The organism is Streptomyces sp. NPDC034099, assembly GCF_055575415.1.
This window is the reverse complement of the sequence record NZ_JBVISR010000018.1, coordinates 33,223-54,014: the sequence shown is the minus strand read 5'-3', so window position 1 is coordinate 54,014 and position 20,792 is coordinate 33,223. Positions and strand designations below refer to the sequence as shown.

The window sequence follows — 20,792 nt, the reverse complement described above, 5'->3', positions numbered from 1 at the left end:
GACGGGTCCTCAGGTCCACACTCGATGCTTTCCTCGATTGTTCCGAGCCCGGGGGTGCGGCCGCCAGTACCCCGTTCTGGTGTCACCCGCTGGTCACAACCCCCTGACCTGTGCCGGGGTGAGAGCCACGGGGTAGACAGCGACCTCGTTGATCTGACCGGGCCACCAGTTGGCGTGACCGCCCGCGGCCTTGGCCCGGCCGATCACCAACGGCCCGTTGCTGCCGTACGGGGACGGGTCGTACGTGGTTCCCTCGTGCCGGCCGTTGACATAGAGCAGGACCCGGTTGCTGGCCGCGTCGAACACGCCCACGAGATGGGTCCAGGTGTTGAGTTTCGGTGCGTCCGTGGACAGGGCTCGCGCGGGCCTGCCACCGACCTTGTCGGTCAGGACGCGGGCGAACGCCCAGCGGTGCTCATCCTCGGAGTACTCGAGGTAGAAGGAGCTGTTGTTGACACTGTCCTGGCTCACCGCCGTGTACAGGGCTCCCGTCCGGGTGAGGTAGACCCACGCCGAGACGGTGAAGCTGCTGCCGGCCCTGGTGTCGAGCACCGGCCCGCCGGTGTAGGCCTGGCTGTCCCTGCCGTTGAACACGGCGGAGCCGCCGTGGCCCGAACCCTTCGACACGTTCTGCAGGAGCAGGGGGTTGGTGTTCTGCTCGTCCGCCCCAAGGTCCTGGTCCCCGGAACCCAGCTTCCACGAGGACACCGGGTCCGGTCCGGCCGGCTTCTCGGGTCGGCGGGGCGGCGGTGTCTGGGCCGGGGGCGGCGCCTGACGGACGGGAGGCCCCGCCGCCCGCTGCGGCGGAGTGGGCAGTTGGGACTTCTTCGACGGCTTCGCCGTGACGCGTTCGGCGGAATCCAGTTCCCCGTGCACGGCGGACCCCGGCGGGGCACTTGCCGACTGGCTGGCCACTGGCTCCTCGTGCGAGGCACGGGCGGGTTTCTCGGTGCGCCAGCTCACGGTGGAGGCGACAGCGATCAAAGCGCCGATGAGCAGGACCCAGACCGCGGTGAGGACGGACGTGCTCATGACCGGGAGCAGGCGGCGTCGGGGTCGGTCACCAGGGTTTCCGGGACTGTCGGAGTCGGGCGTGCTGTCGGGGCCGCCCGACTCCGTGGTGCCATCGGGATCCGGCGCGTCGCCTGCCGAGCCGGTTCCGGCGGATCCCCCCACGCCGCTGCCGCCTATGACCTCGGCCCGCACCATGCCGCCGATCCCAACGGTGTTGCCCGCCAGTCCGCCGGCTTCGGGCTCGCCGTCTTCCCGCTCCTCGCCGCGCCCTCCCTCAGCGGCGCTGTCGACCGACTGCGACGACCACTGGTGCCGCCGGAGCGAGCCCCGGCCCAGTGGCCCCGGCCGGGCCGTCCTGCGAGTGTCCGGACCGGACACCACCGGATCCCGGACGTCGGCACCGTCCGTACCGGCCTCATCCGAATCGTCCGACTGCGTGTGTGCCACGGCTACCTCCTCGTAACTGATGCGGAAATTTGTTGCGGGACTCGTCCCAACCGGCCCGCGCACACGGTCTGATCTCGGTTCGGACGACAGGTTTGACGAATGCGGCCGGCCGGACAACATGTCAGCGGGCCGGTCAGTGAGCGGAACATACCGGTGGCGTGCGGAGGGTGGACCGCGGCTGCCCTGTCCCGGCATAGGGCCACGACGTGGAACACCGGAGAGGCTGACGTTCCGCACGACTTGCGGCTACGGTGGTAGCGGCACCAGCCGTGCAGGGCCCGGGCCATTTGCCGTCGATGCCCGGAGTGTGTCTCGCGGCACCGCCCCATCGGGGCGGACCCGCCCGATGGGGTCTTCCCGCGGCCTGCGGCGAAGCGCGCCGTTCGACCTCCGTACACATGCCGGACGTGACGAAGCGCGCGCCCGGCCAGGTTCTCTTCGAGCCTGCCCGCGTGTGCGGATCCTCCTGACCGCCCGACAACCCTGTCGGCGGCGGAACACAACCGGAAGGGACCTCGAGACGTGATCCAGCGGATGCCACTGTCCCGCGTCATCTCACCGACCACCGGAGGTGTGGCATGACCACACCTCCAAGCATCACGCCGGCCGAGTACCCCAAGACCAACGACTACGCCCCGATCGGCGGCCAGCCGGACGGTTCCACGACCGTCGGAGGCGTGAACTACCGGGTCTCCCCGGAGTACGTCGCCCAGGCCGCCAGCGACACGGTGAACACGGCCGAGCAGATCCGTGGGCAGCTCTCCGAGCTCATGGTGTTCGTCACGTCTCTCGAGCAGGTGTGGGGAGGCATCGCCCAGCAGCAGTTCAACATCCTCATGCAGGACTACCGGATCTACGCGGACTTGCTGGACAACGCTCTGACCGGCATTTCCAGCGGGCTGCGGGGCACGTACGTCAACTACGTCGAGTCGGAACAGCGGAACCTCCACAACCTGCAAGCGCTCGGGGAGGACGTTCCGAGTCCTTCGACCGGCACGAACTTCGACTGATCCAGAAAGGCCCATACCATGCCCGAATTCGAGGCAGTCGCCAGCGGTGCGTCCATCTACGTCAACGAAGGTCTGAGCGGGGCGGGCAACGCGATCAACGCGTTGGCCGGCACGATGGCGGACGAACTCCATCTGCTCAAGGGCAAGCTCGCCCCGCTCCAGGCCGAGTGGAGCGAGAGTCAGGCGGCGACGTACTACCAGGACATGCAGAACGATTGGGACATAGCCGCGAACGGTCTGTTCGGTCCCGACGGTGTCCTCGGGAGGATCGCTCATGCCATGAACGTCAACTGGGGCAACTACTCCGATGCCGAGTGGTCCAACGTGGCGACCTGGCGGCACTGACCGGTCACGGGCAGACAGCAGTTGGCCGCCGGTCCCCCCGTCGACCGTGGAGGGACCGGCGCACTCCCCCGGGGCCGGAGGACCGGGCTGCGGCGTCACCGGTCGAGGGCGAGCTGGACCAGCGCGTTCGGGGCGTTGCGGCGTACCAGTACGCCGCGGCCGGGCGGGAGCCGACGCGCGCGCACGTCACCGAGCACCACGCCCTCGCGACGGTCCCCGGAGAGCACCAGCCCGTCCGTGCCCATCTCACGGACCCGGTTCAGCATGGTCTCCGACATCTGGCCCCGCTGCAGCCCGGCCACCCTGCGGGCCGCCACCACATGGAATCCAAGTTCCCTGGCCTGCGGCAGGTACTCGACCAGCGGTGCCAAGGGCGAAGGCCGGGCACTCGACACCAGGTCGAAGTCGTCCACGACCAGGATGAGTTCGGGCCCCTGCCACCAACTGCGCTCCTTGAGCTGCTGCACCGTTACATCGGGGGGCGGCATGCGCTCGGCCAGTTTGTCCGCCAGGGCCCGGGCGTAGTCCGCCGCGGCAGCCGCGGCGCCGGCGTAGGCACCGAGGTAGTCGTCCGGCACCACACCCAGCAGCGAGCGGCGGTAGTCGACGACCACGAACCGTATCTCGAAGGCCGACCGCTGGGCCATCAGTCCTGTCATCCAGGTGCGCAGGAACTCGGTCTTCCCCGATCCCGAGTCGCCGTACACCAGGAAGTGCGGATCGCTCTCGGTGAGGTCGACGTACACCGGACGCAGGTCGTGCTCGGCAACGCCGACCGGAACGCCGGAGGGCGTGTGCGTCCCGGACGTGTCCAGTTCGGCCACGGTCAGCCGTTCGGGGAGCATCCGAATCGGTGGGGCGGCCTGCCCTTGCCAGGCGCCGACGAGTTTGTCGAGCGCCTCGGCCTGCGCGTCGGCCAGTCCATCCACGTCGGCCAGCCCGTCCAGTCGCGGAAGCGCCACATGATAGACGGCTCCGGGCGGGGCCAGACCGCGGCCGGGCGGCAGCTCGCCCAGTGCTCGCGCCGCCGCACGGTTCACCTCGGATTCCGAGGGGTCGTTGAGCCGCAGCTCCAGCCGCCCGGAGATGCTGTCCCGGAGCGTCATTCGCACGTCGCCCCAGCGGTTGGCGGTCAGCACCAGGTGCACACCCACACCCAGGCCACGGTTGGCGATGTCCAGGACCTCGGCGTCGATGTCCTCCATCTCACCGCGCGTCGCTCCCCAGTTGTCGATCAGCAGGAACAGGTCGGCTGACCGCAGCCCGTCGGGCAGCCCGCCGTCGGCGCGTCGCTTGCGGAACTCGGTCACCGAGTCGATGCCGTGGTGCCTGAAGGCGAACTCGCGTTCCGCGATGAGCTGCCGGGTCTCGGCCAGGATGCGCCGCGCCTGTGCGAGGTCGTGCCGTCCCGCCACGCCGCTGACGTGCGGCCCGCGCTCGAACGAGGCCAGCGTGCCGCCGCCGAAGTCCAGACATGCGAACTGCGCCTCGTCCGGTGTGTGAGTGAGCATCGCGGAGAGCAACAGGGTGCGCAGCATGGTGCTCTTGCCCGACTGCGGCGTCCCGACCACCAGCAGGTGCCCGGCTTGGACGAAGTCCGGCACCAGGGGCTGCTGAAGCTGCTGGAGCGGGATGTCCACCACACCGATCGGGAACCGAAGTTGCCCGATGTAGGGCCACCACTCGGCCGTGAGACCACGTCCGGGCTGGTCGGCCACGGGACCGGTCAGATCGTCCAACGGGAGTGCGGCGGGCAGCGGCGGCAGCCACACCTGGTGCACCGTCTGGGTGAGGGTGGCCAGACGGTCGGCGATGATCCGCATCTCGGAGGGGCCCGAGAGAAGTGGGCTTGGGCGTTCCGGCTCGGGTTCCTCGCGCGGGCCCGCGTCCAGGTCGGGCGCAACCCGCAGGCCGAAGGGCACGGGGGCGATGGCAGCCGCACCGTCCGGAGCGAGTTCCGCGGACGACTGGTGGGGGCCCGACACGTGCGCCACCCGGAAGCGCTCGTACACCGCGTCTGTCACCTTCAGGTACGCCGAACCGGGGATCGGCGGCAGTTTGTAGGCGTCCGGAGTGCCGATGACCACCCGGGACTCGGCCGCGGAGAACGTGCGCAGGCAGATGCGGTAGGACAGGTTCGCGTCGAGGCCGCGGAGCTTGCCCTCCTCCAGCCGCTGGGTGGCCAGCAGCAGATGCATGCCCAGGCTGCGGCCGACCCGGCCGATCTGTACGAACAGCTCGATGAACTCGGGTCGGCTGGACAGAAGCTCACCGAACTCGTCGACGATGACGAGCAGATAGGGCAGGGGTGGCAGCGGGAGGCCGTCCGCCCCCTTCTGCCCGGCCGCGCGACGCAGCTGGTACTCGCGAACGTTGTCGATGTCGCCCGCGTCACGGAGGGCGCGCTGCCGTCGCTGCTGCTCGCCCTCGAGCGCGTCGCGCACCCGGTCCACGAGGGCCAGATCACCGATCAGGTTAGTGATCATTCCGGCCACGTGCGGGAGCTCGGTGAGGCCGGCGAAGGTGGCCCCTCCCTTGAAGTCCACCAAAACAAAGCTGAGTTGCTCGGGGGAATGGGTCGCGGCAAGCCCCGTGACCAGGGTGCGCAGCAGTTCGCTCTTGCCAGAACCGGTGGCACCGACGACCAGTCCGTGCGGGCCCATGCCTCCCTGAGCGGCTTCCTTGACGTCCAGAAGCAACGGCTGCCCGTCCGCGTCGAAACCGATGGGGATGCGTAGCGTGTCCGCGTCGTCCGCAGCGGCCCACAGCTGTTCCGGATCGAAGGTGTCGAGGTCGCCGATGCCCAGCATGCGCGGCAGCGACATGACCTGGGCGAGTATCTCCTCGCCCTCGACGGACAGGCGCAGGGGGGCCAGTTCCCGTGCCGTGGCCTCGCACAGCAGTGGTTCGGGGCACTCCGCCAGCACGTTGGTGACCTGGTGTTCCGACGCGCCGCCCGGGACGGCCTGCCGTCCCTCGACGGTGAGAGAGCCGCTACCGGTGACGCGGATCCGCACGTCCGCGCGGGTTGGTTCGTTGTTCTCCCGCTCGATCACACAGACCACGGTGACGGCACTGCGGGGTCCGGCCACCTCGAACAGTTCGGTCAGCAGTGGCGAACGAGCCCAGTCCGCCCTCGGGTCGTAGCCGTCGATCACCACCACGAGCCGGCGGCGCGGGTCTGGAGCATCCCGGTCCAGCGGGCCTCGACGGCTGACGGACTGCTCCACCACCCGGTCCAGCACCGTGCGCAGGTGGTCGGCGATACCGTCGAAGTCCTTCGCGACCAGTGGCACCACGCCGGCCGGGCCGGTTGCGTCAGGCTCGTGGGTGTGCGGCAGCCACTTGGCCCACTCCCAGGCTCCGCCGCCGCTGACAACCGCCAGGCCCACGTCGTCGGGAGCGTGCAGTACGCCGACCTGACAGACCATCGCCCGGGTGACACCGCGGGCCACGTCCGACGGGCCGAGCACGGTGACCACACCGGCCCGGGCCAGATCCACCACCGCCGGTTGACTGCCCACGGTGGACATCGACTTCATCAACCGGTCGGCCGCGGCCTTGGCATCCGGGTCGTACTCCACCGTCGGGTCGTTGCGGGTCGCCAGCCGGATCGGGCTGGACAGCGAGGCCGTACCCACGCCCACGCACACACTGAGGAAGTCGGGGTCTCCGACACGGCGTTCCCACACCCGGCGGCGTTGCGCGGCGATGGACCACAGCCGGTAGGGCGAGGGGTAGGCGAAGGCGGCGGCGGCCCGTTGGTTCTCGGCCACCTGGCGGGCCGTGGCCCGGATCTCGGAGAGGTGCGTCAGGTAGCGTTCGCGCGCCCGCAGCCGCTGGGTGCGGTTGCTGCGGCGCATCTGCATCCGGATGCCGAAGGTCACACCTATCGACATCACGACGAAGAGGATGCCGAGAAGGATGAGTGTCCGCCGCCCGCCGGACATCAGGTAGGCGGCCATACTGATGCTCGACAGCAGAGGCATCATCATGACGAGCCAGTTGGTCGGATCCTTTCCGACCGGCTGGGGCGGCGCTGCCAGCACGACCGGCTCCGTGGGGAGCTGAGGCGGCAGGATCCGGGCAGGGCGGTGGAAAACGATGCGAGACATCAATGCTCTTCGTCGATCGCGGCATACTGCCATGGCGGGTGCGGCGGTGACGGACGAGGCGAACACCGACTCCTCGTCCACACGCTAGGTCGTCGCGGGCACACCGGGTAGCCCCCGTTCGCGCGCGGAGCAGGTCCCTGATAGGGGACGCCGCCGACGTGGCGGAATCGGGGCCGGCCGACTGCTCCGGCCCCCAACCCACGCCGCCTACTGCTGACGGCGCGGGGGCCGAGCGGCGGAGGGCCTCTCACGCCGGGAGGGGAAGACCGGGGTCACGCCCGGCCCGGCGTCCGACGTGCTCCTGTGCAACTGGTCGACGATTCCGCCGATACTGTCGGTGACATCCGTCATTTGCTCCAACCGTCCCTTGGCCACCGCCAGATGGGCGCCGTCGACCGCGGCGATAATCATGTCTGTCAGGGTTTCGGGGTCGGCGGGGTCGATCACCGTCGGATCTATGCGCAGCGCCACCAGGCGGCCTTCACCGGAGACCGTGGCGGTCACCAGACCGCCGCCACCGTGCCCCACGGCCTCCAGGGCCGCCATCCCGGCCTGCACCTCGGAGAGTCGGTCCTGCATCTGCCGGGCGTGGGCAGCCACTGAGGTAAAATCGACGGATTCCGGCTCGGGCATGTCGTGCTCCTTGGAGAGGTCGGAAGGTGTTGAACGCCGATGTGAAGGTGCGGGCATCCGGACGGACGCGGCGCGGGATCCGGATGCTGCGCCGACCGTGACGGCTTATGGTGCGAGGCCCAGCAGTTCGGCGCTGCGGGCCCACAGCTCAGGGGCGACGGAGGGGGCGTTGGCCGCCCGCAGGCGCCTCTTCTCGTAGTAGCCGCCGGATACCCAGTTCCGGCCGGGCTCGGACGTGGCCAGCCACAGCATCTGCCTGGCCGCCTTGGCGGGTGGCTGGAAGAGGAGCCTAGGGATCGGCGACCGGAACAGAGCGCCCACCGGGCTCCGGCTGCTCCGGGCGAAGCCCGAGGCCACACCCCCCGGGTGGAAGGCCACAGCGGACAGCCCTCGGGAGTGATACCTGCGATGGAGTTCTTGGGTGAAGAGGATGAGCTCCATCTTGGCGTTGCCGTAGGCTCGCACCGGTGAGTACCGGCGGGAGTTGTTGAGGTCGTCCAGTTCAACCCGTGAGGAGAGCCGGGCCGCGTTGCTCGCTGTCTGGATGATCGAGGCACCGCCGGTGAGCAGGGGGTCGATGAGGAGCGTGGTCAGGAGGAAGTGTGCGAGATAGTTGACCTGGAAAGACTCCTCGAACCCGTCGTCCGTGACGGTGCGCTCGCCGAGAATCGCCCCCGCGTTGTTCATCAGCACGTCGATCCGGGGGTGACGCGCGGCGAGTTTCGTGGCAAGGGCGCGGACCTCCTCCAAGCGGGCGAAGTCCGCCGTGAAGTGCTCCGTATTCAACTCCTCTGCCACCTCGCGGGTCTTGTGCGGTGATCGTCCGACCATGACCACCTGATGGCCGTCGCGCACCAGTTGACGGGCGGCGGCCAAACCGATTCCGTTGCTGGCACCGGTGATGACAATGGTTTTGGACACGTTCCAGTCCTTCGGTTTCGGTTTCGGATGGCGCGGGGCCGACGTCCCGGATCATCCGATCGCGCGGGCTTCGTCGGTGCTGCGAGAGGTGGGGCGGCGCTGAGGGCCGGGCCGTGTCCGCCCTGTGGGACCGGGGGGCGGGGCCATCGGGCCGGCCGCGCGCAGATGGCCGGCCAGGCGAGCCGGGTCGGTGTCCTTCCGGTTGATCAGCTCACGGGCGATCGCGGAATGGAGTAAGTGCCTGGACGAGGTGGCCAGCGCGTCGAGCAGCACGTCGTGGACCAGGCCGGGCAAACGGTAGTGGCCTTCGGTAGGGGCCGCGGGGTCCGTGTCCCAGACGACGAGCCTTCGGGAGGCCGAGTCGTCGACCTGACGCAGTATCTGGTCTTGTGTCAGGCGCTGTACGCCTGCGAGCAGAGCGACGTCCAGCCGTCCCCCGTCGGCGGCGGCGTACGTCAACATCGTTCGGGCCGGTGCGGGCAGTTCGGCCAGCCGTGCCTGGACGACGCTGCGGACCGCGTCCGGTACCACAGCGCACGACCCGGTGCGCTGTGGAGGTGGCAGCTTCAGCAGCTCGCCGAGGACGAACGGATTGCCCTCGCTGCGCCGGTGCAGTTCCTCGCTCTCGGTGAGGGAAGCGCTCTCGCCGCGTGCCGCGAGGATGTCGGCCACGTCGCTGGTGCTGAGCGCGTTCAGCCGTAGCCAGGTCGTGCCCAGACGGGCCAGTTCCGCGAGCAGGCCGCTGACCGCTGGGGACTGGGTGTCGCGCAGAGCGCACACCACGATCACCGGTACGCCCCGCAGCAGCCGGGCGAGCCGGCGCAACTGGTCGTGGACGTCGGAGGTTGCCCAGTCCAGGTCGTCGACCACACAGAGGGTGGGCACGCGTGCGATCTGCCGGACGAGAGTGGTGAGGCTGTCCTCGTCGAGCGCGGCCGGTGCGTCCGCGTCGGACCGGCGCAGCCCGTCGGCGAGCTGGGTGACCGTGGACTGCAGGGGCACAGTGCCGCCGTGGCCCAGGGTGTGCCCCCCGCGCGCCCGGGTGACGGCGAATCCGGCCTCGGCGGCTTGGGCGGCGAACTCGTCCAGCAGGCGGGTCTTGCCCGAACCGGGCTCACCCGAGACCACGGCCCACCGGGACTGCCCGGCCGCCGCGTCACCCATCAGGGCATGGAACCGCGCCGTCTCCTGCGACCGGCCCACAAGCGGTGCCCTGGCCACTGGAGGGGCGCCGGACAGTGCCGTGGGCGTCCGTGACGACCGGGGGAGCCCGAGGGCGGCGGTGTCGTGTCGCAGGATGGCGATGTGCAGGTCGCGCAGGCCGGGGCTCGGGTCGAGGCCCAGTTCCCGGGCCAGCATGGTGCGAAAGCGGTCGTATTGGCGCAGTGCCTCCACCGGCCTTCCGGCAGCGTAGAGGGCACGCATAAGCAGGGACCAGGAGGCCTCGCGCAGTGGGGCGCCGAGCGTGAGCTGCTCGGCGACGCTCACGGCGGGCAGCAGGTCGCCCTGCCCGATGAGGATCGCTGCCAGAAGCTCTCTGGCGTCCTGGCGGGCCGCGTTGAGACGTGCGCTTTCCCGCAGGGCGAAGGGGCACTCGGCGGCCTCACCGAGAGCAGGGCCTCGCCACAGGGCAAGGGCCATGTCTATCTCAGTTCGGGCGAGCGGCAGTTGTTCTCGTGCGAGCGCCGATCGTGCCCGGACGACGTGCGCCTCGAAGATTGTGGTGTCCCGTGCTTCGGGGGGCGCGGTCAGTGCGTAGCCGGAAGCTCTGCTGACCAGCACGGACGATTTGCCCTTGCGGTCCGGGTCCAGGGTCGAACGCAGCCGGCTGATGTGGGCGCGGATGGAGGACGCGGCGGCTGTGGGCTGCTCGTCTCCCCAGAGGGAGTGGCAGAGCTCTGTGAGGGAGACGGGCCGCCCGTCCTCGATGAGGAGGCGAGTGAGCAGCAGTCGGCGTTGGCGCGGGCCCAGGTCGAGCGAGTCCCGGCCGCTCCGGACCACGACAGGCCCCAGCACGCCGAACCACAACGTATGGTCGTGTTGCGAGTTCACCGGTGATGCCTCCAGGGCCTGGCTCGGAGGTTGTTCCGTCCCTCGGTGACTCGCCCCGTGCAGGGGGCGGCCGGTCCCGGCAGGCAGATGCGACACGGCCTCAGGCCACGCCTCGGGCCCGAGCAGACTGGTCGGACCGGTCGGACCGGGTGGACCGGGTGGACCGGGTGGACCGGGTGGACCGGGTGGGCGTCGTGTCCGGGATCCGACCCCCGGGACGACAAATGGTGCGTCATCAAGACCCCTGTAGCGACTGTGGGAAGGCGGAAGCGGTAAGCAGAGCAGCGCTGTCCGTACGGTGGCTGCCCACCGGTGGCCGACAACGATGTCCCGCGCCCGCGGCTCGGTGGACTCCGCGCGGGCGACGCCGATCGTGCCTGGCCCGGCCGTGCCCGGCACGGTATGCCACTGGCCGGCCGGTGCCCCGGGCGGCGTCGGTCCCTCGGACGGAAGACTGCTCACGCAAGGTCTACGCAACACTGCCGGGATGCGTTGAACGCACGCCCGTCGGGCGGCTGGAGCGTGGAGTCGCCCGCGGTCCGCGGTGCGAGCCCCCGGACGGTGCTCTCGCGGTTCCGCAGCCGGCACCTTGCCGTGATCGCCATGGCCTGACGCCCTCCTCCGACTTGGCGGATGCCACCGAATCGATCGGCGCGATCACAAACATAGGAACGCGGTCCGCCGGCCGCCATGAAGCCGACGGGTCAACCGCAGGTACAGCCTGCGCTACCACTTCCTGCTGGGGAGGGCGGTAGCGCCGGGCGAAGACCGTTTCCGGCGCAGCCGCGTGGGCATACGGTGTGTTCCGTCTCCGTCTCGCGTCTCAGACCCTCGGACGGGACCACCAGCAGGTGGGCGCTTCCTCCGAGACGGCTCTCGCGACAGCGACTCGGCGGTCCGAGAACGCGAAGATGCCACAATCGGGGGGAGGGTCCAGGCTCTTCCGGCTGCGCCCCTGATGTGGCTTGGGGGCGCAGCCGGACCGCCGGCCTGCGACGGGGGAGGCACAAGCCGAGCGGTTTGACGATCAGCGTCCCCTGTACCGGAGATCGACTGGGCCGTCCTGATGATCGTAAGGGGGAGGGATTGTCGCTCTCTTGTCGGTGACAGGCGCCCCCGAATGACCATCGAGCCCTGTTCAGAAGCGGGCACCATCGGCATATCCGGCCCGGGTGACGGCCGGCTCCTCGGCAGTGCTACGGCGGTGGAGCGGTGGTCAGGGTGTGCCAAGGGCCGCCATCGCGCAAGGTCTGTCACCTCCACGATTCAGGTTGTCGCAGATGAGCACGATCGGGCCGCCGAGCTGCTGGTGGGCGGAGATCAGCAGGTCACGGTAGTCGCGCCAGGAAAGGCTCTCGCTGCCGTCGCGGCCGTCGTCCCGGCGTGGCCGGTAGAACAGCCGATGCCCGGTGACCTGCCCCGGGCGACGTCGTAGAGGTCTCCATCAGCGACACCAGCGACGTCTTCGCTCCAGTACGGGCACCGACCAGGGCGTGCGCCGTGGCGAGAGCGAACGACGTGCCCCCGGTCAAAGAAGTTGTCGTCGCGGCCGACGTCGTCGCGGCCCACGTCTTCCCACCAGAACCGGACAAGGTGCATGCGACGACCGGCAGTTCCGTATCCGGGGCGCCGATCCGCTGCGTGGGCTCGAACCGCGGCGTGGTGCCGGGAGTGAAGGGCCGGACGCAATGGTCGTGCCGCGCCACGGCAGCGCCGCGATCCGGACGCGTTGCGCAGCGACCGCTCCTACGTCGACGGGTTGACCGCGCTGGGGCTCGGCATGAGCGATCTCGGTCCCGTCCAGGCACGGCGCATCGTCCGCAACACCGAAGCGGCGGAGGAGTACTTCACGCGAACTCTCAAGAACCCCGTGCAGCGGCTGCGAGCGCCGGTCGCCAGCGTGGCGGGGCAACACGACCTGGCGTCCGAGTACTACCGGCAACGCTTCCGCGAGTGGCACTTCCGCAGTGACACCAGGGCCTTGGTACTGCTCGAAGAGGTGGAGCACTTCTTCCAGAGGCATCGCGCCGCGGAGCTCGCCGAGATCGTGACACCACCCATCGGGCAGTCCCCGCCGGTGAGCCGACCGGCGGGGACGGATGGCAGCTGCTCGACGTCTCGCACGCCGATGCACCGGACGCACCCGACGAGCCCCGGCCCTCCGTGCGCCGCTTCCTCGCGGTGACGGCGGGGCATCTCGTCTCGGTCGCTGCCTCGGCGCTGACCGCGTTCGCGATCCTGATCTGGATCTACCTCACCACCGGCTCGCTCCTCCAGTTCGCAGCCCAGGCACTCCTTCTGCGCGCCGTTCTCGCATGTACGGACCGTCAGTTCCCTCTAGCCGAACGGCTGGACAACGCTGATGTCGGCGTCGGACGATGCCGGGGGCCCTGGTCTCGAAGACCTTGTACCAGACCAGCGAGATCGGGCGATTTGACGTCGTCGACGGGCGCCACGAGTGCTTCGCGCTGACGCGCACGGCGTCGAACCGCATGGTGCTGCCAAAACAGCGCTGCGCGAACCGCTCCGGCTCGATCTCACCGGCCTCGTCCATGTCCTGGACGTGTGTGCCCTCGGCCACGGCACCGTGTGGCACGCCGGCCATCACCAGGCTCATCGCCGTCCAACCGTGATCGAGGGAAGCGCGACAGGCGACCTCGAGTGCCCGGTCGACGTACCGAGGGGCCGTGTACGGGTGGAAACGGTGGCCACCGGCCTGGCCCTCGGTGTGGGCCCGTCCGCGCCGAAGGTCGTCGGCATCGAGGGGGACGGCTCGCTACGCATGACGCCGAGCCAACCTCGGCGATTGCCTGCTGCCCCTGGTGCCGTCGGCGTTCCAACAGATCGTCGAGGAACCAGATGGTCGCCGTCGAGCGTCGCGGAGAGATCGCGGGACTCTGCTACGTCAAGCCGGAGGGCAAGGAACTCGACGCGGTCGCGTGATGGGAGTTCGGGGGTCTGTGCCTCGCACCGGCCCTGCGCGGTCAGGGCGTCGCGTCCTTCCTGAGCAGCGTCGCGATCGCGGCTTTCACCATGCCGACCGCAAGCAGGTCATGGGCTACGTGCATCAGGCGCGGTCTTATCCAGCCAGGTGCCGAACCGCTTGACGGCCTCCCGGTAGGGCACCCGTGCCAGCATGCTGTGCTCACCAGAGGGGCAGAAGTCGACGGAGACGGTGAGCAGGCAGGAGCGGGGTGTGTTCTGGCTGCCCGTCCACGAGACGCGCAGGATTTCCGCAGGGCTTGTGTCCGCGGGACCCGAGGTGGGTGGGGCGCAGGGTGCGGGTGGCTGTGTGGGCGGTCCATGCGGCGAGGTGAGGCAGAGGCAGGGTGGTGCGGGTGCGGCAGCCCGGACAGTGGTGCCAGTGGCGCAGCCAGCCGGCCGCGTCGGTGTCGAAGAGGCGCCTGTAGCGGCTGGCGACGCGGATGTCGTTGTCGTACAGGTAGTCCGGGCGCTCCAGCGTGTTGCAGGACGGTCAGACCGGGGCGCGGACGTAGCCGTGTTCATGGCAGTGATCCAGCACAGCAGCCGGCGCCGTACTGCAGACGGCGCACACCCACCCGGCCACCTGGCGGGACATACCCGGCTTACGGCTCAGCACCGAGTACAACTGACCTCGCAACTCCCCCATATAGAGGCGCCGCGGGATAACTGGAGCGTTCACGCCCGTCGTGGACTGGCTGCCGGTGGCCTGGGGATCCCGGCGGTGCTGTTCAGTGACAGCTATGTCCGCCTTGCCGGCCAACGTGGTGTGCAGCCACTCGGCTTCGGAGTGCTCGGCCGTGTCCAGCAGCCTGACCACGGCACGCGGAAGCCACCACGACGGCTCCACCCCGTCACGCAATCGCTGCACCAACAACCGCCGCCAGTCGACCCCCGCCAGATGAGACCACGGTCCGGGCTCATGACCGGCCTGCCGTCCGGGATAATCCGCCTCTTGTAGTTCCCCGCTGATGCCCCGACGCCAACCATGCAGCGTTCCACCCACGCGCTCCTGCTCCGGCACGCCACGGAACGGACCGACACGCACCAGATCCAGTGCGTCCATCTCCACCGCGTTCCATGCCGCCGCCGCCCGGTGCACCTCAGCTTCCGGAACTCTCCACCAGCCGTCCTCCGTCCTCACCAGCTCCACCACACACGTGCCGAGCAAGAGATACCGCCCCGGCCGGACATCAGGAGGAAAGCAGGTGATACCGCGGAAGTCGTCGGCACCGCGCTACCGGCCGTCAGCCTGGCCCACACACTGTCGGCGGCGGCCAGAGTGACCAGATGATCTGCCCTGCCCGGGGCAACACGCTCGGCCATACCGAAAGACTAACGACCGGCACAAGCGGACCGACAGCCAGTGCCTGGGTCTGGTGCCGGGAGAGCCGCCTGGCTAGGGGCGAGTGCCTAGGGCTGACGCCTGCTCCTCTTCGAGGACTTCTGCCCGCGACCAGTATGAGCACTCCGAGCGCCATTCACACCAGCCTGTTGAACAGCAACTTCAAGTTGGCGGAGGCTCACTGGCGGCCACCGACCCAGCCCTGACCCGGCACCTTGCATGGCTGGGCACCCCGTGACGACCGCCGTACCCCCCTTGGGCGCCGGCGTGTCCGGCCCGCGAGGCGGCGGTACCGGAACCTTCTCCGTCCCACTGCGTCTTGTACGCATGAGGCGGCGTGGGGAGCCGTGTTCAGCTCTCCAGCAGCCGCTGGCCCACGTACTCGCCGTCCGCAGCCCCACCCGGTACCGCGTACAGGCCGCTCGCCTCGTGCCGGACGTACTGTGACAGCGCGTCGCCCCGGTCGAGATGCCGCTGCACCGCTGCGAAGCCGCGCAACGGGTCTGCGTGCCAGCAGACGAACAGCGTGCCCGCGTCCGGCGCACCGTCCCGGTCGTAGCCGTCGTGGTAAGAGAACAGACGGCGCAGGATGGTCACGCCCTGGTTGTTGTCGGGCCGGCTGACCCGGGTGTGGGCGTTGACGGGGACGACGAGATTTCCGTCGGCGTCGGTCTTCTCCAGCTCCATTGCGATGGCCTCGGTACCTCCGCTCAGGGGCGCCGCGTCGGGCTTGCGCCGCCCGATGACCTTCTCCTGGTCCCCTCGCGACAGCTTCTCCCAGTCGTCGAGCAGTATGCGGATGCGGCGTACGAAGACGTAGGAGCCGTTCGCCATCCAGGCCGGCTTCCCGTCGGCGGGGACGAAGACGCTCTTGTCGAAGTTCTCCTCGCCCGGGCGCGGGTTGTGGGTGCCGCCGATCTGGCCCATCAGGTTGCGGGCCGTCACGGGGTGGGCCGTGGCGTTCGGGGAACGGTTGAATCCGCTCATCTGCCAGCGAACCCGGGCGGCTGAACCCGCCTTCCGCTGGAGTGCGCGCATCGCGTTGAAAGCGACCAGCGCGTCGTTTGCGCCGATCTGGACCCACAGGTCGCCGTCGCTGCGGGCCTTGTCGAGCCGGTCGGAGGAGAAGCCGGCCAGCGGGTCCAGCGTGGGGGGCCGCTGACTCCGCAGGCCCGTCCGGTCGAAGAAGGAGTGGCCGAAGCCGAAGGTGACCGTCAGTGAGCAAGGGCCCGTGTCCCGGGCCACGTCGGTGTCCCCGTCATCGATCGGTCCGCCCGCCATGAGCCGCGCGGCCGTCGCCGACCACCGGCGCATCAGGGCGGCGGCCTCCTTGCGGCCGGCACCGGCCGTCAGGTCGAAGGCGACGAGATGACCGCGTAACTGGAGTTCACTGGTGATGCCGGACTGGTGCGTGCCGTGGAAGGGTGACCGGCCGGAGCCGAGCGAGGTGAGCGGCGTGGCGCCCCCGGGAGCGGCCGCGGCGTGTCCCGACACCCCACCCGCGGCTCCGAGCAGCATTCCTGTGGCGCCGGCCGTGCCGAGCAGCTGGCGGCGTGACACACCCGACCCGCCCTTCACACGGACCGGTAGGGACGGGCGCCGGGAACTGCTCTCGGGGCTCACGGACGGGGGCTGTTCAGACATGGCGCGGGCCAACCAATCTGCGTGCCTTGCGGCCCGCCTGGCGACGACGGACAGCCGGGTGCGCATGAGATGACGTTCATTGCGGGATACGCCCGTCGGCCAGGGAGTGTTGAAGCAACGGGGAACAGGGGGCGTGCCGCACCACGCCCGGTGCTGCTCAGTGGTCGTCGGTGATGCCGGTCGCGATGCCGTTCTCGACGACCACCCCCGCGGTGAAGCCCTTCGTGGCGGCCGTCTCCGGTTCGGCCTCGGTGCACTCGATGCTGCCCTCGTCGGTGTCTGTGCTTCCGTAGATGTCCCCGTACCCCTGGATCTCGGTGTCCTCGGCGAGGAGGAACTGCTGCTGGATATCCTTCAGGTCGGAGACGGTGTACTTGCCCGGCGCCAGGTGGTGGACCGGTGGGCGGTGCCGCCGAGCAGGGCGGCGGCACAGTGCGGGTGCACGGCCGCCAGCATTCCCGAAGTCCCGCCGACCCCGTCCGACGGCAGGTCGCCATCGGCGCATCCGCCCCGGGCGAACGCTGGCTTCTCGGCAGTGAGAAGACGCCGGAGCAGTACTCTGAGAGTGCCAAGGGCCGCTACAACACAACGACTTGGCACCACCACGATGCATACGCTCGGGAATGTTGGGCGTTGCCGTCACCCCGCCCGGTCGGCTTACACGGTCACGGGAATGGCGGCGTGCTGTGTTCATCGAGGCGGGCGCGGAGCGGGAGTTCTCCTGCGAGCGGCTTGGCCTTCAACAGCGTGGCAGGCGACTTCGTATCACCTGGGGGCGGACGCTGCGCCGCGCCCCCGAACAACACAGTTGCCTCTCCGGATGGAGTCACCATGACGCACCCTGTGCCCAGCTTGCCCTCGTCGGCGCCCGACCGTGTGCCGGTAGTGATCCACGCCGATGACCCCGTGCTGCGTGCGGGGATGGAGCACTGCCTGGCTTCGCATCCCGCTGTCGAGGTGGTCGGTGAGGCGGACTCTCGGCGTGACACGGTCGCGGTGTTCTCGGTCGACGCCGCCGACGCCGCCGTGAAGGCCCGGTTGAGTGCGTGCGCGCAGGTCGAAGCGGGCCGTGTCGTTCTCGTGGCACGCGATCTCAGGGAGGCGGACTTCCTCGATGTGATGGGGGCAGGTGTCCGTGTCATCTTGCGGAGCCGTGATGTCACTCCGGACCGGCTGGCCCGGGCGGTGTCCGCCGCGGCTGAAGGCCACGGTGACCTCTCCGAGGACCTGGTCGGTCGGCTGCTGGCTCTTGTGGTGTCGGTAGGCCGGACGGCCGGCCCTGAGTCCGCACTGTCCGCGAGCTGTCCCTCGCCGCGAGAGCTGAGTGTGCTGCGCCACATCGCCGACGGCCTGAGCAACAAAGAAATCGCAGACCGTCTGTCGTGTTCCGAATGGGCGGTTGGAAGGTCACTGCGTGGCGTCATGAACCGTTGGGGCCTGCGCAATCGGGAACACGCCACCGCCTACGCGATACAGGCGGGCCACATATGACGGGCGCTCCGCCGTGGCCTCGCTCCGCTGGTGTGATGCACGGCGTCGTCCTCGTCGTGCACGGGCCCGGCCTGCCGGAGCGACTCGACGCGTCCGAAGCGTTCCGGGGGCGGGGACACCGAGTTGTCACGTCGCGGTGGCCGTCCCGGCGGCCGGAATCCGGCGGCGGACGTCGTGGATCATGGCCCGCATCGACATGTGGAACAGCTCGGCCTGGTGGGGGCCGATGAACGAGGTGTGTCCGAACACCTCCAGTACGACCAGGCCGTGCATCTGGCCCCACGCGCTCAGCAGGAGGGGAACCGCGGGAGACGGCATCCCGCCGAGGGCGTCCGGCGACAGGAACTCCTCCAGGTGCCGTCGCAGCCCGGGTGAGAGGGCGGGAGTGTCGGCGGCGGCGAGTTGCTCTGTGGTGAAGCCTCTGAACAGTTCATTCGTGAAGATTCCGCTCATCCGGCGGACGGCCTGGGTGCTTGAACCCTCCACGGGTGCCGCGTAGTGCCGCAGGGGCGCTCCGTAGATGAGCTGGAACCGCTCCGGATGGTCGACGGCCCATTGTCGGTATCTTTCGGCCGCGATCACCATGCGGGGCACGTCGGAGTCCTCGGTGTTCTGCGGTGCCGTGTCGACCGCGTGCTGGACGGCGTCGGCCAGGTCCTCGTAAGTCTTGGCGACGAGGGCGGTGATGAGATCGTCCCGGCTCGGGAAGTAGTGGTAGAGGGCCTGCACGGTCATTCCGAGACTCCGGGCGACCGCCCTCAGCGACAGGGCGGCGGGCCCGTTCTCGGCGATCTGGCTTTCTGAGGCGGCCAGGATCTCCTTGACGGCGACGGCCCATCGCCGTTCACGCAGGGACAGTGGGGCGCCGGTTGGTTCGTCTCCGCTCATGATCCTGACCGTACGACGGTTCCCTCATGCCGACAAGGACGGTGAAGATCGCCAGTTTCAGCTGACGGTGTTAAGTAAAACGAGCACTGCCAAATCCCTTGGACTCGCGTCTACCGTGAGTCGTGGCGAACAGCCGCTCCAGATCCCCTTGCCAGGCCCATCCGGGAGTCCCATGTCCACAGCTAGAGTCGCGCCGACCCGCCGATCGCCGAGATACGGCTGGTGGGTGCTCGCCGTACTGGCGGTCGGCACCACTGCCTACAGCGTCCCGGTCTACCTGACCGGCAACGAGTCGCAGAGCAAGATTCCGCTCAACCCGGATCTGGCGATCCACTACCTGGTTCTCGGCATCCACGCCCTGCCCGCGGGTCTGCTGCTGGCGCTCGGGCCGATTCAGTTCGTCCCCGCATGGCGGAACAAGTACCGCAAGATGCACCGGGTCCTCGGACGCGTGTACATGGTCAGCATCGTCATCGCGTCCATGGCGGCCCTCTTCGCGGCGACGTTCTCCATCGACGGATTCCCCGCACAGGTCGCCTTCTACCTGCTCACGGCAGCTTGGCTCTACTCCATGGTCCAGGCCTACCGGTCGATCAGGAAGGGCCAGGTCCAGCTCCACCGCATCTGGATGATCCGGAACTACGCGCTCTCCTTCGCGGCGGTGCTGCTCCGCGTGTTCCTCCTGATCGGACTCGCGCTCCGGTCGCAGTACGACTGGTTGTCCTTCGAGGACGTGTACACCACCTCCGTCTGGGGATCGATCCTCGTCAGCGCGGGCGTCGCCGAATGGTTCATTGTCCAGCGCACCCTCAAGCCCCTCGCTCGCAGCCGCCGACGCCCCACGGGTGTCCAGGAGCGGACGGCCACGACGGACGAGAAGGCAGAGCCCGCGACGGTGTGACGGGCTTCCAAGACCCTCCAGGACAGCAGGCGGTGCCGGCGGCGATGTCGTCGGCACCGCCTGCCGGCTGTGTCGGCCGCGTGGCCGGTCCTCAGCCCTTGCCGAAGTGTTCCGTGGGGAACGCGCCCGCCGCCGTGAGCATCCTGGCGAAGCCGCCGGCCAGTTCGGTGAGGCGCGCGGTGCCTGCCGGGCCGAGGTGCGCGTACGGCGCGGCGTCGAGGCGGTCGGTCAGCATCTCGGCCTCACCGCGCAGCGCGACGCCCGACTTCGTGAGATCCCCCGTCTCGTCCAGCAGACCGCGCTCGCGCAGTCGATCCTGCGCGCTGGCCCACTGCTGCGCCGACCAACCGCGGGTCCGCATGAACAGTGCCGATGTCGGCCCGGTACCCGTGGCGTTGTGCAGCACCAGCGCCTCGACCCCGGAGAGGCCCGCGACGGCCAGGGCGGCGAGGTGACCGTCCCCCCGGTGCTCACGCAGCAGTGTCGCGGCGTGCCACATGGCCAGGTGCGGCTCCTCGGGTACGGGAAGATCGGCGTTCGCGGCGTACAGGGGCCGCGCCTCTTGGCAGCACCCCTCGGTGGCGTACAGCGCCAGCCGGGCGGCCTCGGCCATCTCCTTCGAGGCCACGGCCTCCTCGCCGAGCAGCCGCCGGAGCGCCTTGTCCACGCCGCGCAGCCTGGCGGTGAGCACCGCCTCCGGCGTGGTGAGGGCCCACGCGGCGGGGATGTACCGCCGCACATGCTCGTGGTTGAAGTTGTAGAACGTGGCCGTGACGGTACCCGCGCCGACGGCGCCTAGGGGGGCCGCGCGGCCCGCGTAGTAGGCCATGGGCCCGCGTTCCAGGCCCAGAGCCGCGAGTTCGTCCTGCCGTTCCGGTGCGAAGTACATACATGAGTGCAGGGGACTGACGGCGTCGTGGCAGCTGTGGCCCGGGTTCGTCTCGGATGGGGGCATGTCATGGCTCCAGCAGGTGATCGGGTGCGCTTCGTCCGCCATCCGTGGC

At 69.5% G+C, this 20,792-nt stretch carries 15 protein-coding genes and 1 pseudogene; 5 read left to right on the top strand and 11 right to left on the bottom strand.

Translation table 11 applies throughout. The features are described from left to right. Positions 1 to 93: 93 nt before the first annotated feature. Positions 94 to 1,032 carry a LamG domain-containing protein gene (locus ACZ56V_RS35185; RefSeq protein ID WP_468947668.1) on the bottom strand — a complete coding sequence of 313 codons (939 nt, stop codon included), beginning with the start codon at positions 1,030 to 1,032 and terminating at the stop codon, positions 94 to 96. A 1,007-nt stretch (positions 1,033 to 2,039) separates the two neighbouring features. Between ACZ56V_RS35185 and ACZ56V_RS35180 the strand changes: the two genes are divergently transcribed. Next, positions 2,040 to 2,471 (top strand): WXG100 family type VII secretion target, encoded by a 432-nt coding sequence (locus ACZ56V_RS35180; protein WP_468947667.1) that lies wholly within the window; start codon positions 2,040 to 2,042, stop codon positions 2,469 to 2,471. Positions 2,472 to 2,489: 18 nt separating this feature from the next. Next, positions 2,490 to 2,816: a WXG100 family type VII secretion target gene (locus ACZ56V_RS35175; protein WP_468947665.1), complete on the top strand. Its 327-nt coding sequence runs from the start codon at positions 2,490 to 2,492 to the stop codon at positions 2,814 to 2,816. 95 nt (positions 2,817 to 2,911) lie between these two features. On the opposite strand, the gene eccCa is transcribed toward ACZ56V_RS35175, so the two are convergent. The 5 genes and pseudogenes from eccCa to ACZ56V_RS35150 all read right to left on the bottom strand — a co-directional run. Further along, complete coding sequence (eccCa, locus tag ACZ56V_RS35170; protein ID WP_468947663.1) at positions 2,912 to 6,931, bottom strand: type VII secretion protein EccCa; 4,020 nt, start codon at positions 6,929 to 6,931, stop codon at positions 2,912 to 2,914. Between the two features lie 207 nt (positions 6,932 to 7,138). Beyond that, positions 7,139 to 7,564, bottom strand: a complete 426-nt coding sequence (locus ACZ56V_RS35165) for a YbaB/EbfC family nucleoid-associated protein (protein WP_468947661.1) — start codon at positions 7,562 to 7,564, stop codon at positions 7,139 to 7,141. Positions 7,565 to 7,669: 105 nt separating this feature from the next. Then, positions 7,670 to 8,485 carry an SDR family NAD(P)-dependent oxidoreductase gene (locus ACZ56V_RS35160; RefSeq protein WP_468947659.1) on the bottom strand — a complete coding sequence of 272 codons (816 nt, stop codon included), beginning with the start codon at positions 8,483 to 8,485 and terminating at the stop codon, positions 7,670 to 7,672. 51 nt (positions 8,486 to 8,536) lie between these two features. After that, on the bottom strand, positions 8,537 to 10,537 hold the full coding sequence (locus ACZ56V_RS35155) for a BTAD domain-containing putative transcriptional regulator (protein WP_468947657.1): 2,001 nt from the start codon (positions 10,535 to 10,537) through the stop codon (positions 8,537 to 8,539). Between the two features lie 1,264 nt (positions 10,538 to 11,801). Continuing rightward, positions 11,802 to 11,945: pseudogene (locus tag ACZ56V_RS35150) on the bottom strand (IS630 family transposase); the annotation flags it as partial. 321 nt (positions 11,946 to 12,266) lie between these two features. On the opposite strand from ACZ56V_RS35150, the gene ACZ56V_RS35145 reads away from it, so the two are divergent. Continuing rightward, positions 12,267 to 12,722, top strand: coding sequence for a hypothetical protein (locus tag ACZ56V_RS35145; RefSeq protein WP_468947655.1), 456 nt, complete (start codon positions 12,267 to 12,269; stop codon positions 12,720 to 12,722). Between the two features lie 1,290 nt (positions 12,723 to 14,012). Here the strand turns inward: ACZ56V_RS35145 and ACZ56V_RS35140 are convergent. From ACZ56V_RS35140 to ACZ56V_RS35130, 3 genes are all read right to left on the bottom strand, one after another. Then, positions 14,013 to 14,585: an endonuclease domain-containing protein gene (locus tag ACZ56V_RS35140; protein WP_468947653.1), complete on the bottom strand. Its 573-nt coding sequence runs from the start codon at positions 14,583 to 14,585 to the stop codon at positions 14,013 to 14,015. A 630-nt stretch (positions 14,586 to 15,215) separates the two neighbouring features. Next, positions 15,216 to 16,508, bottom strand: coding sequence for an iron uptake transporter deferrochelatase/peroxidase subunit (efeB, locus tag ACZ56V_RS35135; protein ID WP_468947651.1), 1,293 nt, complete (start codon positions 16,506 to 16,508; stop codon positions 15,216 to 15,218). A 157-nt stretch (positions 16,509 to 16,665) separates the two neighbouring features. Continuing rightward, on the bottom strand, positions 16,666 to 17,013 hold the full coding sequence (locus ACZ56V_RS35130) for a hypothetical protein (protein WP_468947649.1): 348 nt from the start codon (positions 17,011 to 17,013) through the stop codon (positions 16,666 to 16,668). Positions 17,014 to 17,339: 326 nt separating this feature from the next. On the opposite strand from ACZ56V_RS35130, the gene ACZ56V_RS35125 reads away from it, so the two are divergent. Next, on the top strand, positions 17,340 to 17,999 hold the full coding sequence (locus ACZ56V_RS35125; RefSeq protein WP_468947647.1) for a response regulator transcription factor: 660 nt from the start codon (positions 17,340 to 17,342) through the stop codon (positions 17,997 to 17,999). Between the two features lie 126 nt (positions 18,000 to 18,125). On the opposite strand, the gene ACZ56V_RS35120 is transcribed toward ACZ56V_RS35125, so the two are convergent. Next, positions 18,126 to 18,887: a TetR/AcrR family transcriptional regulator gene (locus tag ACZ56V_RS35120; RefSeq protein ID WP_468947645.1), complete on the bottom strand. Its 762-nt coding sequence runs from the start codon at positions 18,885 to 18,887 to the stop codon at positions 18,126 to 18,128. Between the two features lie 172 nt (positions 18,888 to 19,059). Here ACZ56V_RS35120 and ACZ56V_RS35115 point away from each other — a divergent pair, with 172 nt between their 5' ends. Further along, positions 19,060 to 19,788: a DUF2306 domain-containing protein gene (locus ACZ56V_RS35115; protein WP_468947643.1), complete on the top strand. Its 729-nt coding sequence runs from the start codon at positions 19,060 to 19,062 to the stop codon at positions 19,786 to 19,788. Positions 19,789 to 19,879: 91 nt separating this feature from the next. On the opposite strand, the gene ACZ56V_RS35110 is transcribed toward ACZ56V_RS35115, so the two are convergent. Next, positions 19,880 to 20,743, bottom strand: a complete 864-nt coding sequence (locus ACZ56V_RS35110; RefSeq protein ID WP_468947749.1) for an SCO6745 family protein — start codon at positions 20,741 to 20,743, stop codon at positions 19,880 to 19,882. Positions 20,744 to 20,792 lie beyond the last annotated feature (49 nt).

Coding starts and splice junctions, on each gene's coding strand:
- ACZ56V_RS35185 (WP_468947668.1), bottom strand. CDS start 1,032: ATGAGCACGTCCGTCCTCACCGCGGTCTGGGTCCTGCTCATCGGCGCT.
- ACZ56V_RS35180 (WP_468947667.1), top strand. CDS start 2,040: ATGACCACACCTCCAAGCATCACGCCGGCCGAGTACCCCAAGACCAAC.
- ACZ56V_RS35175 (WP_468947665.1), top strand. CDS start 2,490: ATGCCCGAATTCGAGGCAGTCGCCAGCGGTGCGTCCATCTACGTCAAC.
- eccCa (WP_468947663.1), bottom strand. CDS start 6,931: ATGTCTCGCATCGTTTTCCACCGCCCTGCCCGGATCCTGCCGCCTCAG.
- ACZ56V_RS35165 (WP_468947661.1), bottom strand. CDS start 7,564: ATGCCCGAGCCGGAATCCGTCGATTTTACCTCAGTGGCTGCCCACGCC.
- ACZ56V_RS35140 (WP_468947653.1), bottom strand. CDS start 14,585: ATGGACGCACTGGATCTGGTGCGTGTCGGTCCGTTCCGTGGCGTGCCG.
- efeB (WP_468947651.1), bottom strand. CDS start 16,508: ATGTCTGAACAGCCCCCGTCCGTGAGCCCCGAGAGCAGTTCCCGGCGC.
- ACZ56V_RS35130 (WP_468947649.1), bottom strand. CDS start 17,013: ATGCGCCGATGGCGACCTGCCGTCGGACGGGGTCGGCGGGACTTCGGG.
- ACZ56V_RS35125 (WP_468947647.1), top strand. CDS start 17,340: ATGACGCACCCTGTGCCCAGCTTGCCCTCGTCGGCGCCCGACCGTGTG.
- ACZ56V_RS35120 (WP_468947645.1), bottom strand. CDS start 18,887: ATGAGCGGAGACGAACCAACCGGCGCCCCACTGTCCCTGCGTGAACGG.
- ACZ56V_RS35115 (WP_468947643.1), top strand. CDS start 19,060: ATGTCCACAGCTAGAGTCGCGCCGACCCGCCGATCGCCGAGATACGGC.
- ACZ56V_RS35110 (WP_468947749.1), bottom strand. CDS start 20,743: ATGCCCCCATCCGAGACGAACCCGGGCCACAGCTGCCACGACGCCGTC.